General features: G+C 65.1%; 11 protein-coding genes. 5 read left to right on the top strand and 6 right to left on the bottom strand.

Annotated elements, in window-relative coordinates; all coding sequences use genetic code 11:
* Positions 1–16 precede the first annotated feature (16 nt).
* The 3 genes from E8M83_RS23340 to prpR form a co-directional block, all read right to left on the bottom strand.
* Positions 17–1,198, bottom strand: coding sequence for a PLP-dependent aspartate aminotransferase family protein (locus E8M83_RS23340; protein ID WP_170976901.1), 1,182 nt, complete (start codon positions 1,196–1,198; stop codon positions 17–19).
* Positions 1,195–2,574, bottom strand: coding sequence for a cystathionine beta-synthase (locus tag E8M83_RS23335; protein WP_137175746.1), 1,380 nt, complete (start codon positions 2,572–2,574; stop codon positions 1,195–1,197). Before E8M83_RS23335 ends, E8M83_RS23340 begins: the two co-directional genes overlap by 4 nt.
* A gap of 157 nt (positions 2,575–2,731) precedes the next feature.
* The gene (gene prpR, locus E8M83_RS23330; RefSeq protein WP_137175745.1) at positions 2,732–4,342 is read right to left on the bottom strand and encodes a propionate catabolism operon regulatory protein PrpR; all 1,611 of its coding nucleotides are present in this window, start codon (positions 4,340–4,342) and stop codon (positions 2,732–2,734) included.
* A gap of 165 nt (positions 4,343–4,507) precedes the next feature.
* Between prpR and E8M83_RS23325 the strand changes: the two genes are divergently transcribed.
* Together E8M83_RS23325 and E8M83_RS23320 are read left to right on the top strand one after the other, a co-directional pair.
* Positions 4,508–4,816, top strand: coding sequence for a DUF485 domain-containing protein (locus tag E8M83_RS23325; protein WP_137175744.1), 309 nt, complete (start codon positions 4,508–4,510; stop codon positions 4,814–4,816).
* Positions 4,813–6,474 (top strand): cation acetate symporter, encoded by a 1,662-nt coding sequence (locus E8M83_RS23320; protein WP_373995068.1) that lies wholly within the window; start codon positions 4,813–4,815, stop codon positions 6,472–6,474. The genes E8M83_RS23325 and E8M83_RS23320 overlap by 4 nt, the downstream gene beginning before the upstream one ends.
* 48 nt (positions 6,475–6,522) lie before the next feature.
* On the opposite strand, the gene E8M83_RS23315 is transcribed toward E8M83_RS23320, so the two are convergent.
* The 3 genes from E8M83_RS23315 to E8M83_RS23305 all read right to left on the bottom strand — a co-directional run bounded on the left by E8M83_RS23315 (position 6,523) and on the right by E8M83_RS23305 (position 8,235).
* A complete protein-coding gene (locus E8M83_RS23315) occupies positions 6,523–6,849 on the bottom strand; it encodes an antibiotic biosynthesis monooxygenase (protein ID WP_137175743.1) in 327 nt (108 codons plus the stop codon).
* A 30-nt stretch (positions 6,850–6,879) separates the two neighbouring features.
* A complete protein-coding gene (locus tag E8M83_RS23310; RefSeq protein ID WP_137175742.1) occupies positions 6,880–7,869 on the bottom strand; it encodes a zinc-dependent alcohol dehydrogenase family protein in 990 nt (329 codons plus the stop codon).
* A 63-nt stretch (positions 7,870–7,932) separates the two neighbouring features.
* Entirely contained in the window at positions 7,933–8,235 is a 303-nt protein-coding gene (locus E8M83_RS23305) for a helix-turn-helix transcriptional regulator (RefSeq protein ID WP_137175741.1), read from the bottom strand.
* Positions 8,236–8,501: 266 nt separating this feature from the next.
* Between E8M83_RS23305 and prpB the strand changes: the two genes are divergently transcribed.
* The 3 genes from prpB to acnD are packed head-to-tail and all read left to right on the top strand — an operon-like array spanning position 8,502 to position 13,184.
* Positions 8,502–9,392, top strand: a complete 891-nt coding sequence (gene prpB / locus E8M83_RS23300; protein ID WP_137175740.1) for a methylisocitrate lyase — start codon at positions 8,502–8,504, stop codon at positions 9,390–9,392.
* Between the two features lie 14 nt (positions 9,393–9,406).
* Positions 9,407–10,567: a 2-methylcitrate synthase gene (prpC, locus tag E8M83_RS23295; RefSeq protein WP_137175739.1), complete on the top strand. Its 1,161-nt coding sequence runs from the start codon at positions 9,407–9,409 to the stop codon at positions 10,565–10,567.
* A 10-nt stretch (positions 10,568–10,577) separates the two neighbouring features.
* Positions 10,578–13,184 (top strand): Fe/S-dependent 2-methylisocitrate dehydratase AcnD, encoded by a 2,607-nt coding sequence (gene acnD, locus E8M83_RS23290; RefSeq protein WP_137175738.1) that lies wholly within the window; start codon positions 10,578–10,580, stop codon positions 13,182–13,184.
* Positions 13,185–13,190: the final 6 nt, after the last annotated feature.

The following is a 13,190-nucleotide window of genomic DNA, read 5'->3' as shown; positions in this document are numbered from 1 at the left end:
CACCCTACGTTCTGCCTCAAATCGCCGCCAGCGCCCGCCGCAAGTCCTCGCGCTGGTCGTCGACGTGCTCGATCCCGACCGACAGGCGAATCAGCCCGTCGCCGATCCCCAGCTCGGCGCGCCGCTCGGGCGGGATGCTGGCGTGGGTCATCAGGGCCGGATGCTCGATCAGGCTTTCCACGCCGCCCAGGCTCTCGGCCAGGGTGAACACCTCGCAGGTTTCCAGGAAGCGCCGCGCGCCATCGACATCGGTATCGAGGTCGATCGAGACGATACCGCCGAAGCCCTGCATCTGGTGCCGCGCCAGCGCGTGCTGCGGGTGCGACTCCAGGCCGGGATAGTAGACCTTGCGCACCCTTGGCTGCTGCTCGAGCCAGCTGGCCAGCAGCAGGGCGTTGGCATTGCTGCGCTCCACGCGCAGGGCCAGGGTCTTGATCCCGCGCAGCACCAGGAAGCTGTCGAACGGTCCCTGGATCGCGCCCACCGCATTCTGGATGAAGCCGAGCTTCTCGGCCAGGCCGGTCTGGGCGTCGCCGGCGCCGACCACCGCCACGCCGCCGATCACGTCCGAGTGGCCGTTCATGTACTTGGTGGTGGAGTGCACCACGATGTCGAAGCCGTGATCGAGCGGACGCTGGTTGATCGGGCTGGCGAAGGTGTTGTCGCACACGCTGACGATGCCGCGCGCGTGGCACAGGCCGGCGATCGCCGTCAGGTCGGCCAGCTTGAGCATCGGATTGGTCGGGGTCTCGACCCACACCATGCGCGTCTCGGGCTGGATGGCGGCCGCCAGCGCGTCGGGATCGGACAGGTCGACATAAGTGAACGTGAGGCCGGCGCTGTCGCGCCGCACGCGCTCGAACAGGCGGTAGGTGCCGCCATACATATCGTCGCCGGCCACGATGTGCGAGCCGGCCGGCAAAAGTTCGAGCACCGCCGCGATCGCGGCCAGGCCCGAGGCGAAGGCGAAGGCGGCGCGGCCGCCCTCGATGTCGGCCACGCAGCGCTCGAGCGCCCAGCGCGTGGGGTTGTGCGAGCGGCCGTAGTCCAGGCCCTTGTGCACGCCCGGGCTCTGCTGCGCGAAGGTCGAGGTGGCGAAGATGGGCGGCATCACGGCGCCGGTCGCCGGTTCGGGCGCCTGGCCGCCGTGGATGACGCGGGTAGCCAGGTGACGCTTGAAGTCGATTGGATTAGTCAAGACAAGGTCCTTCGCAAATGATTGAGCAGGTCGTAGCGCGTGATCAGGCCGTAGAAGGTCGGCCCGTCGGCGATGACGGCGGTCAGGCCGCGGTCGAGGATTTCGCGCAGCTGGCCCATGCTGGCCGCCGGGTGCAGGGTTTGCAGCTGGGTCGTCATGGTGCCCGACACCGGTGCATTGAAGCGCGCAGTATCCTGCGTGACCTGGTGCAGCAGGTCGGATTCGTCGATCAGGCCCAGCAGCCGGCCGCCGCCATCGACCACCGGCAACTGCTGCAGGTCGCTCGAACGCATGCGGTTGAAGGCGGTGAGCAGGGTGTCGTCGGGCGTCAGGGTGATCACTTCGCCGGCGTCGTGGCGGCGGCCGATCAGGTCGCGCAAGTCGTTCGTCTTGGGCCGCGTGATCAGGCCCTGGTCGACCATCCAGCCGTCGCTATAGACCTTGGAGAGGTAGCGGGTGCCGGTGTCGCAGACGAAGGTGACCACGCGCTTGGGGCGGGTCTGCGCGCGGCAGTAGCGCAGCGCCGCCGCCAGCAGGGTGCCGGTGGAAGAGCCGGCCAGGATGCCTTCTTGCTGCAGCAGCAGGCGCGCGGTGGAAAAGCTCTCTTCGTCGCTGACGGTGTAGGCGGTCTTGACGCGCGACAGGTCGGCGATGCCGGGGATGAAATCTTCGCCGATGCCCTCGACCGCCCACGAACCCGCATGCTGCGATACATGGCCGGTGTCGACGTATTCGGCCAGGATCGAGCCCTGCGGGTCGGCCAGCACGAATTCGAGCAGCGGCTGGGTCTTCTTGAAATAGCGCGACAGGCCGGTGAGGGTGCCGGACGAACCCACGCCGACCACGATGGCGTCGAGCTTGTGGTTGGTCTGGTCCCACAGCTCGGGGCCGGTGGTGGTCTCGTGGGCGCGCGGATTGGCCGGATTGTTGAACTGGTCGGCGAACCAGGCGCCGGGAATCTCTTTCGCCAGGCGCGCGGCGTAGTCCTGGTAGTACTCGGGATGGCCCTTGCCGACGTCGGAGCGGGTCAGGTGGATCTCGGCGCCGAGCGCCTTCAGGTGCAGGATTTTTTCTGGCGCCATCTTGTCTGGCACCACCAGCACCACCCGGTAACCCTTGATGCGCGCCACCAGCGCCAGGCCCAGGCCGGTATTGCCGGCCGTGGCCTCGATCACGGTGCCGCCCGGCTGCAGCAGGCCGTCGTGCTCGGCCTGCTCGATCATGGTCTTGCCGATGCGGTCCTTGATGGAGCCGCCCGGGTTCTGGGATTCGAGCTTGAGGAACAGCTGGCAGGGCCCGGTATCGATCCGGGTGACTTCTACCAGCGGGGTATCGCCGATCAGCGAAAACAGTGCAGCTTGCGACGCATGTTGCATATTGCCTCCGTTAAGCCGGCCAGCCGGCGCGGGTAGCGCAAAGAGACCGCGGCGGACCGGCGTGCTACGACGAACTGGCGCGGATCGGCGCCAGCACTCTGAAGAATCATGATACGAGTTTTTGTCGAGCGCTGCTTTGGAGCAGCTTAAAGATTTGCTAAGTCTGCGGCGCTTCCGACTTCAGGCGCCGCCACAGGGTCGTGCGGCTGATGCCAAGGTGCTGAGCGGCAAGATCACGTTGTCCGCCGAAGCGGGCCAGCACGGTGGCGGCCGATTCGCGGGCATGGATAGCGGAGGGCAGCGCTTGCGTGACGTCCATGGTTCCACGCGCCAGCTCCGGCGCCACCGCCAGCAGGAAGGCCGGGCTCAAGGCCTGCAACGGTTCGGCCGCCAGGAACAGCGCCACCCTTTCCATCAGGTTGCGCAGTTCGCGCACATTGCCAGGCCAGCTGTAGGAAGAGAGCAGGGGCGCGCAAGCGTCGACCTCGGCAGCCAGGTTCGGATGCGGGCGCGCATCGAGCGCCGCCAGCGCCTGTTTCAGCGACCATTCGGCCAGTGGCGCGATGTCCAGCGTCCGCGCGCGCAGCGGCGGCAATGCAAGCCGTAGCACCGCCAGGCGATAGAACAGGTCGGCCCGGAAGCGTCCCTCGCGCACCCGCGCCTCCAGGTCGCAGTGGGTGGCGCTGATCACGCGCACGTCGATCGGCACCGGCCGCGTGCCGCCGACCCGCATCACCTCGCGTTCTTCGAGCACGCGCAGCAGGCGGGTCTGCAGGGCCAGCGGCATTTCTCCGATCTCGTCCAGGAACAGGGTGCCGCCATTGGCCGCCTCGAACAGGCCGGCGTGGCCGCCGCGGCGTGCGCCGGTGAACGCGCCTTCCTCGTGGCCGAACAGTTCGGATTCCAGCAGGGATTCGGCGATCGCGCCGCAGTTCACCGCCACGAAGGGGCGGTTGGCGCCGCGGCGCGGACTCTCGCGGTGGATCGCCTGCGCCACCAGCTCCTTGCCGCTGCCGGTCTCGCCTTCGATCAGCACGGTGCTGGGCGAGCGCGCATACAGCACCACGGTCTGGCGCAGGCGCTCCATCGCGGGAGAATCGCCGCGCAGGTCGTTCATGCCGCGCCGCGCGCGTTGCTCATTGGGCTTGCGCCGCCAGCGGCCAGCCTCGAGCCGGGTCAGGCGCGCCAGTTCCAGCGCATCGTCGAAGGCCTGGCGGATCGAGGCCGCCGAATACAGGAATACGCCGGTCAGGCCGGCTTCCTCGGCCAGGTCGGTGATCAGGCCGGCGCCGACGATGACCTTGACGCCTTCGGCCTTCAGCTCTTGCACCGTGGCGCGCGCATCTTCGCGCGTGACATAGGTGCGCTGGGCCAGGTCGAGCCCGAAGGTGGCGGCGAAATCGGCCAGCTCGGGTAGCGGCGCCTGGTAGCTGATCACGCCGATCCGGTGCGACACGCGCCTGGCCCGCGCCAGTGCCTTCAATACATCGAAGCCGCTGGCCTTGGCGGCCACCACCGGCACCGAGACGCGGCCCTTGAGCCAGGCGGCATTCGAGCCGGCCGCGATCACCACATCGCAGTGTTCGGTGGCCAGGCGTTCGCGGATATGTTTGGCGGCCTCGTCGAAACCAAGCTGCAGCGCTTCGATCGAAGCAAGATGATCGTATTCGACGGTGATGTCGCGGAACAGGTCGGACAGGCGCGAGACCGAGACCGTCCAGATGACGGGCTTGTCGTTGGCGTCAACGGGGGAGCGGGAAGGATTCATGTTTCAAGTCTAGTGCATTTTTCATCCCGCTGTTTCAGTATGAAACATTGCAGACTAAGCGAACGAGCGGTCAATTAAATTCATGCCGTAAGAATCCGGTAAGGGGGCGCCCGTAGCATGGGTTTCAGCCGTAAAGGCAAGACCCAAGAAAATCAGGAGACAAAATTGGAACAAGACGTTGTACAAAGGGTCAAGAGCGACCCGAATTACCTCAAGCTCAAAGAGACCCGCTCCAAGTTCGGCTGGACGCTGACCTGGGCCATGATGATCGTGTACTACGGCTTCACGCTGCTGGTGGCTTTCAACAAGGAATTCATGGGTTCCCGCATCGGTGACGGTGTCATGACCTGGGGCATTCCCCTGGGCCTGTTCGTCATCGTGTTCACCGTCGTCATCACCGGCATCTATGTGCGCCGCGCCAACCGCGAATACGATGAGCTGAGCGACGCCATTAAAGCGAAGGTGGGTGCATGATGAGCCGCGTTCACACTTCAGTCGCACTGGCCCTGCTGGCAGCCGCCGGCCTGGCCCACGGCGCGCCCGACCTTGGCCAGGGCGTCAAGCAGGCCACCAACTGGACCGCGATCATCATGTTCGCGGTGTTCGTGGTGGGCACCCTGTTCATCACCAAGTGGGCCGCCGCCAAGACCCGCTCGGCGTCCGACTTCTATACCGCCGGCGGCGGCATCACCGGCTTCCAGAACGGCCTGGCGATCGCGGGCGACTTCATGTCGGCCGCGTCCTTCCTCGGTATTTCCGCCGCCGTATTCCTGGACGGCTTCGATGGCCTGATCTATGCGATCGGCTTCCTGGTCGGCTGGCCCGTCATCACCTTCCTGATGGCCGAACGCCTGCGCAACCTTGGCCGCTTCACCTTTGCCGACGTGGCCTCGTACCGCTTCGCCCAGAAGCCGATCCGCGTGTTCGCGGCGTCCGGCACCCTGGTCGTGGTGGCCTTCTACCTGATCGCGCAGATGGTCGGCGCCGGCCAGCTGATCAAGCTGCTGTTCGGCCTGGACTACTGGATCGCGGTGGTGCTGGTCGGCGCGCTGATGATGGTCTACGTGCTGTTCGGCGGCATGACCGCCACCACCTGGGTGCAGATCATCAAGGCCGTGCTGCTGCTGTCGGGCGCCTCGTTCATGGCGTTCTCGGTGCTGGCCCAGTACAACTTCAGCCCGGCGCAACTGTTCCAGTCGGCCACCGAACTGCACGCTAAGGGCGACGCCATCATGGGCCCGGGCAGCTTCATCAAGGATCCGATCTCGGCCATCTCGTTCGGCATGGCGCTGATGTTCGGCACCGCCGGCCTGCCGCACATCCTGATGCGCTTCTTCACCGTCCCGAGCGCCAAGGAAGCCCGTAAATCGGTGCTGTGGGCGACCACCTGGATCGGCTACTTCTACATCCTGACCTTCATCATCGGCTTCGGCGCGATCGTGCTGGTCGGCACCAACCCGGCCTTCAAGGATGCCGCCGGCGCCCTGCTGGGCGGTAACAATATGGCGGCGGTCCACCTGGCGCAAGCCGTGGGCGGCGACGTGTTCCTGGGCTTCATCTCGGCAGTGGCCTTCGCGACCATCCTGGCGGTGGTGGCCGGCCTGACCCTGTCGGGCGCCTCGGCGGTCTCGCACGACCTGTATGCCACGGTGTTCAAGAAGGGCCAGGCAACCAGCGCCAACGAGCTGAAAGTGTCGAAGATCACCACCATCTGCCTCGGCATCATCGCCGTGCTGCTGGGCATCGCCTTCGAGAAGCAGAACGTCGCCTTCATGGTGTCGCTGGCCTTCGCGATCGCCGCTTCGGCGAACTTCCCGGTGCTGTTCATGTCGGTGCTGTGGAAAGACTGCACCACCCGCGGCGCCACGGTGGGCGGCTTCCTGGGCCTGGCGACCGCGGTCATCCTGACCGTGCTGTCGAAATCGGTCTGGGTCGATGTGCTGGGCAATGGCGCTGCGATCTTCCCGTATGCCTCGCCGGCGATCTTCTCGATGGCGGTCGGCTTCTTCGGCATCTGGATCTTCTCGATCACCGACAAGGGCCCACGCGCCCGCATCGACCGCGCCGGCTTCGAGGCGCAGGAAGTGCGCGCCGAGACCGGTATCGGTGCGGCGGGAGCATCGGCGCACTAAACTGCTCGTGAGCAGGTAAAAAGGGCGGCCTGTGACGGCCGCCCTTTTTTATTTACCAGCGCCCGCATCCCATGGGCCGATGGTAAAGGCCGCGCCCTGGATGTGCTGGACGGTGGGCTCGCCCGAGAGCTGATCCTGCAGACCTGCCATGAACAGCTGGTGGTCGTCGCTGGATTCGAAGCGCGGGCTGTGGTCTTCCAGTGTCTGCCAGCGCACGATGAGCGTGAACTGATCTGCTTGCTCGATCCCGCGTGCCAGCATATGGCCCCGGTAACCCTTCGCGCGGCTGAGCAGGGGGGCGACGCCGGCAAAGACGCTGGCGAACGCATCGATGCGTTCAGGCCGCACGGGCAGGGTGGCGATTTCGTAAACCATGGTGTGCTCCTTTCTAAACAAGTCCACGACTCAGGCTTCTTCGCCCGTGCGATCGGCCAGCGGCCCCACCGCGATCGCGATCTTGCCGCGCAGGCCGTTGTCAGGGCTTTCCAGTCGCGCATGGGCAAGCGGAATGTCAGCCAGCGAATAGACCGCCCCGACGTGCGGTTTCAACTGGCCGCGCCCGATCAGGGCGCTCAGTTCGTCGAGCTTGCCGCGGTTCTGGCGGGTGAAGACGAAGTGATAGCTGGCGTTCTTGCCCCAGGCCTGGATCAGGTTTTGCGGCTTGGCGATGTCCACGATCGAGACGACGCGGCCGAGTTGCGCCAGCACGTCCGGGCTGCGGGTCAGGGTATCGCCGCCGATGGTGTCGAACACCACATCGACGCCGTGGCCGCCGGTCTCGCGCAGGATGGCCTCCACATAATCCTCTTTCGTGTAGTCGATCACCACATCGGCGCCCAGCGACCGTGCGAACTCAAAATTGTCTTCGCGCACCGTGGTAAATACCTTCGCTCCCATGGCTTTCGCAACCTGGATCACGACGTGGCCGACGCCCCCCGCGCCGCCATGGATCAGGATGCTTTCGCCGGCTTTCAGCTGGGCGCGCACGTCGAGGGCTTCCCAGGCCGTGCCGCCGACGAGGGTCAGGCTGGCTGCCTCGAGGTGGGTCAGCGATGCCGGCTTCTTGCCGACGATGTTTTCAGAGGCAACGTGGTACTCGGCGTAGCTGCCCGGACCGTCGAAGATCTGCGGGGTGTACCAGACTTCGTCGCCCGGGGCGAATGCCGTGACGCCTGGGCCGACTTCCTCGACCACACCGGAGACGTCATGCCCCGTGATGCCCGGCAACGGCACCAGGTCGGCGTAGTCGCCGCGGCGGACCTGGTAGTCCAGCGGATTGATGGAGGTGGCCTGCACCCGGACCAGTACCTGGCCGGCTTGCGGCACGGGTTTCGGCACGTCGCGCAGTTCGAACGATTGTGGGCCGCCAAAAGAAGTGAGCACTTGAGCTTTCATGGTTGTTTTCCGTTTCGTTAAAAAGGGATATCGGGAAATTTCGATATATTGTGACAAAAAAAACTACAGTTCTTTTCCAATGACCTCGGCAAGCGCATTGATGGCTGCTTCGTTGCGCTTGTAGTACGTCCACTGGCCAATGCGCCTGACTTCCACCAGGCCGGCCCTTTGCAGCGTCGCGAGATAATCGGACACGGTCGACTGCGACAAGCCGACACCTTCCTGGATGCTGCTGACACAAACGCCGACCGTGTGGACATCGCCCTCGTCTTGCGGAGGGAAATGGTTCTCAGGATCCTTCAAGCCTTTCAGGATATCGAGGCGTGTGCGGTTAGAGAGGGCTTTGAAGATGTCGAGCAGTTCCATGGATTCCAGTATATCGGGATATCTCGATATGTCAAGCGCTTTGCACAGATCCGGCCAGGGCTTAAGCCTCGCTTCAGTGTTTCAAGGTGAATTCATGTGTTTCATTCTGAAACGCGATTGCTTGCGACAGCAAGCCGTGGAACAAGTCGATGACAGGCCAAGTCGCTGATTACATTGGAAATATTCTGGTGTATTGCAGGATTTCCAGGCTGGCACGGCGTTTGCAATAGAACCCCCGATACCCACCGATCCAGAAAGGACACCGCATGACCAAGCTCACCGCAGGCGCCGCATTCCGCAAGGCAATGAAGGAAGAATCCCCGTTGCAGGTCGTTGGCGCGATCAATGCCAACCACGCCTTGCTGGCCAAGCGCGCCGGTTTCAAGGCAATCTACCTGTCGGGCGGCGGCGTGGCAGCCGGCTCGCTGGGCTTGCCCGACCTGGGCATCTCGAACCTGGACGACGTGCTGATCGATGTGCGCCGCATCACCGACGTGTGCGACCTGCCGCTGCTGGTCGACGTCGACACCGGTTTCGGCGCCTCGGCCTTCAATGTCGCGCGCACCGTGCGCACCTTGGCCAAGGCCGGCGCGGCCGCCTGCCACATCGAAGACCAGGTCGGCGCCAAGCGCTGCGGCCACCGTCCGGGCAAGGAAATCGTCAGCAAGGACGAGATGGTCGACCGCATCAAGGCCGCCACCGATGCCCGTCCGGACGACGACTTCGTGATCATGGCGCGCACCGACGCACTGGCGGTGGAGGGCCTGGACGCCGCCATCGAGCGCGCCGTGGCCTGCGTGGAAGCCGGCGCCGACATGATCTTCCCCGAAGCCATCACGGACCTCGCGATGTATGAACGGTTCGCCGACGCGGTCAAGGTGCCGGTGCTGGCCAATATCACCGAATTCGGCGCGACCCCGCTGTTTACGGTCGACGAGCTGAAAGGCGCGGGCGTGGGCCTGGTGCTGTATCCGCTGTCGGCCTTCCGCGCCATGAACAAGGCGGCCGAGAACGTATACAACGCGATCCGCCGCGACGGTACCCAGCAGAACGTGCTCGACACGATGCAGACGCGCGCCGAACTGTACGACCGCATCGATTACCATAGCTACGAACAGAAGCTGGACGCGCTGTTCGCCCAGAACAAATCCAAGTAACAGGAGACCGGAACATGAGCACCCAGAACAACGAGACCCCGACCTTCAAGCCGAAGAAATCCGTGGCCCTGTCCGGCGTCGCCGCCGGCAATACCGCGCTGTGCTCGGTCGGCAAATCGGGCAATGACCTGCATTACCGCGGCTACGACATCCTGGACGTGGCCGACGCCTGCGAATTCGAGGAAATCGCCTACCTGCTGGTGCACGGCAAGCTGCCGAACGAGGCCGAGCTGCGCGGCTATAAAGCCAAGCTGCGTTCGCTGCGCGGCCTGCCGCAGGCCGTCAAGAGCGCGCTCGAGGCGCTGCCGGCCGGCGCCCATCCGATGGACGTGATGCGCACCGGCGTGTCGACCCTGGGCTGCGTGCTGCCCGAGAAGGACGACCACAATATCGCCGGCGCGCGCGACATCGCGGACCGCCTGATGGCGTCGTTCGGCTCGATGCTGCTGTACTGGTACCACTACAGCCATAACGGCAAGCGCATCGAGGTCGAAACCGACGACGACTCGATCGGCGGGCACTTCCTGCACCTGCTGCACGGCGTCAAGCCGAGCCAGTCGTGGGTGCAGGCGATGCATACCTCGCTGATCCTGTACGCCGAGCATGAGTTCAACGCCTCGACCTTTACCAGCCGGGTGATCGCCGGCACCGGTTCCGACATCCACTCGGCCATCACCGGCGCCATCGGCGCGCTGCGCGGACCGAAACATGGCGGCGCCAACGAAGTGGCGCTCGACATCCAGAAGCGCTACGAGAACGCCGACGAAGCCGAAGCCGATATCCGCAACCGCGTGGCCAACAAGGAAGTCGTGATCGGCTTTGGTCACCCGGTGTACACGATCTCGGACCCGCGCAACAAGGTGATCAAGGAAGTGGCGCGCACCTTGTCGTCCGAAGCAGGCTCGATGAAGATGTTCGACATCGCCGAGCGCCTCGAATCGGTGATGTGGGAAGTCAAAAAAATGTTCCCGAACCTGGACTGGTTCTCGGCCGTGTCGTACCACATGATGGGCGTGCCGACCGCCATGTTCACGCCGCTGTTCGTCATCTCGCGCACCTCGGGCTGGGCCGCCCACGTCATCGAGCAGCGCATCGACAACAAGATCATCCGTCCAAGCGCGAACTACGTCGGTCCGGAAGACCTGCAGTTCGTGCCGCTGGCCGAGCGCAAATAAGAGCATCGCCATGAATACGAATCACCTGAAACCCCTGCCGGGCACCGAGCTGGACTACTTCGACACGCGCGCCGCGGTCGACGCCATCCAGCCCGGCGCCTACGACACCTTGCCCTATACCTCGCGCGTGCTGGCCGAGAACCTGGTGCGCCGCTGCGACCCGGCCTGCATGACCGACTCGCTCAGGCAGATCATCGAGCGCAAGCGCGAGCTCGACTTTCCCTGGTTCCCGGCGCGCGTGGTGTGCCACGACATCCTGGGCCAGACCGCGCTGGTCGACCTGGCGGGCCTGCGCGACGCCATCGCGGCCCAGGGCGGCGATCCGGCCCTGGTCAATCCGGTGGTGCCCACCCAGCTGGTGGTCGACCACTCGCTGGCCGTCGAATGCGGCGGCTTCGATCCGGATGCCTTTACCAAGAACCGCGCCATCGAGGATCGCCGCAACGAAGACCGCTTCCACTTCATCGACTGGACCAAGAAAGCCTTCCAGAACGTCGACGTGATCCCGCCCGGTAACGGCATCCTGCACCAGATCAACCTGGAACGCATGTCGCCCGTGATCCAGGTAGAGAAGGGCGTGGCCTATCCGGACACCCTGGTCGGCACCGATTCGCATACGCCGATGGTCGACGCGCTGGGCGTGATCGCGATCGGCGTGGGCGGGCTGGAAGCCGAGAGCGTGATGCTGGGCCGCGCCTCGTACATGCGCCTGCCCGACATCGTCGGCGTCGAGTTGACGGGCAAGCCGCAGGCCGGCATCACCGCCACCGACATCGTGCTGGCGCTGACCGAATTCCTGCGCCAGTCGAAGGTCGTCTCCGCCTACCTCGAGTTCTACGGGGAGGGCGCCAGCGCGCTGACCCTGGGCGACCGCGCCACGATCTCGAACATGGCGCCTGAATTCGGCGCTACCGCGGCGATGTTCTACATCGACGAGCAGACCATCAAGTACCTGCGCCTGACCGGCCGCGAAGACGAGACCGTGCACCTGGTCGAGACCTATGCGAAGCACGCCGGCCTGTGGGCCGACAGCCTCGTCAACGCCCAGTACGAACGCACGCTGTCGTTCGACCTCTCAAGCGTAGTGCGCAATATCGCCGGCCCGTCGAATCCGCACAAGCGCGTGCCGACGTCCGAACTGGCGGCGCGCGGCATTGCCGGCAAAGTTGAGAACGAGCCTGGCCTGATGCCGGACGGCGCCGTGATCATCGCGGCCATCACCAGCTGCACCAACACGAATAATCCGCGCAATATGGTCGCCGCCGGCCTGCTGGCGCGTAACGCCAACCGCGCCGGCCTGCTGCGCAAGCCCTGGGTCAAGAGTTCGCTCGCGCCCGGTTCGAAAGCCGTGGCCCTGTACCTGGATGAAGCCGGCCTCACGCCCGAACTCGACAAGCTGGGCTTCGGCGTCGTGGCGTTTGCCTGCACCACCTGCAACGGCATGAGCGGCGCGCTCGACCCCGTCATCCAGCAAGAGATCATCGAGCGCGACCTGTATGCGACCGCCGTCCTGTCGGGCAACCGCAACTTCGACGGCCGCATCCACCCGTATGCCAAACAGGCCTTCCTGGCCTCGCCCGCATTGGTGGTGGCGTATGCGATCGCCGGCACGATCCGCTTCGACATCGAGAAGGACGTGCTGGGCCTGGATGCGGCCGGCAATCAGGTCCGCCTGGCCGACCTGTGGCCGTCGGACGAAGAGATCGACGCCGTGGTGGCCGCCAGCGTCAAGCCCGAACAGTTCCGCAAGGTGTATACGCCGATGTTCGCGCGCGTGGTGGACGATGGCAGCAAGGTCAGCCCGCTGTACGACTGGCGTCCAATGAGTACTTACATTCGTCGTCCGCCGTACTGGGAAGGCGCGCTGGCCGGCGAACGCACGCTGGCAGGCATGCGTCCGCTGGCGGTCCTGGGCGACAATATCACCACCGACCACCTGTCGCCGTCGAACGCGATCATGCTCGATTCGGCCGCCGGCGAGTACCTGGCCAAGATGGGCCTGCCCGAAGAAGACTTCAATTCCTACGCGACGCACCGGGGCGATCACTTGACGGCGCAGCGCGCCACCTTCGCCAACCCGACCCTCAGGAACGAGATGGTGCGTGACGGCCTCGGTAACGTGAAGGCCGGCTCGCTGGCGCGCATCGAGCCGTCGGGCGAAGTGACCCGCATGTGGGAAGCGATCGAACACTATATGGAGCGCAAGCAGCCGCTGATCGTGGTCGCCGGCGCCGACTACGGCCAGGGCTCGTCGCGCGACTGGGCGGCCAAGGGCGTGCGCCTGGCGGGCGTGGAAGCGATCGTGGCCGAGGGCTTCGAGCGCATCCACCGCACGAACCTGGTGGGCATGGGCGTGCTGCCGCTCGAGTTCAAGCCGGGCGTCAACCGCATCACGCTGGGGATCGACGGTACTGAAACCTTCGACGTGGTCGGCGAGCGCACGCCGCGCGCCGACCTGACGCTGGTGATCCATCGTCGCAATGGCGAGCAGGTCGAAGTAGCAGTGACCTGCCGCCTGGATACCGCCGAAGAGCTTGCGATCTATGAGGCGGGCGGGGTGTTGCAACGCTTCGCCCAGGATTTCCTCGAATCGTCGGCGCCGAAGGCGGCGGCGTAAGGAAGA

The organism is Massilia sp. HP4 (assembly GCF_005222695.1).
Lineage (GTDB): Bacteria > Pseudomonadota > Gammaproteobacteria > Burkholderiales > Burkholderiaceae_D > Telluria.
The sequence above is the reverse complement of the archived record's forward strand: the minus strand, read 5'-3'. Positions and strand labels throughout refer to the sequence as shown.

Bases quoted from the DNA above. Each gene is read 5' to 3' on its own strand.
- E8M83_RS23320 (WP_373995068.1), top strand. From the start codon at position 4,813: ATGATGAGCCGCGTTCACACTTCAGTCGCACTGGCCCTGCTGGCAGCC.
- acnD (WP_137175738.1), top strand. From the start codon at position 10,578: ATGAATACGAATCACCTGAAACCCCTGCCGGGCACCGAGCTGGACTAC.
- prpR (WP_137175745.1), bottom strand. From the start codon at position 4,342: ATGAATCCTTCCCGCTCCCCCGTTGACGCCAACGACAAGCCCGTCATC.
- prpB (WP_137175740.1), top strand. From the start codon at position 8,502: ATGACCAAGCTCACCGCAGGCGCCGCATTCCGCAAGGCAATGAAGGAA.
- E8M83_RS23315 (WP_137175743.1), bottom strand. From the start codon at position 6,849: ATGGTTTACGAAATCGCCACCCTGCCCGTGCGGCCTGAACGCATCGAT.
- E8M83_RS23335 (WP_137175746.1), bottom strand. From the start codon at position 2,574: ATGCAACATGCGTCGCAAGCTGCACTGTTTTCGCTGATCGGCGATACC.
- E8M83_RS23305 (WP_137175741.1), bottom strand. From the start codon at position 8,235: ATGGAACTGCTCGACATCTTCAAAGCCCTCTCTAACCGCACACGCCTC.
- prpC (WP_137175739.1), top strand. From the start codon at position 9,407: ATGAGCACCCAGAACAACGAGACCCCGACCTTCAAGCCGAAGAAATCC.
- E8M83_RS23310 (WP_137175742.1), bottom strand. From the start codon at position 7,869: ATGAAAGCTCAAGTGCTCACTTCTTTTGGCGGCCCACAATCGTTCGAA.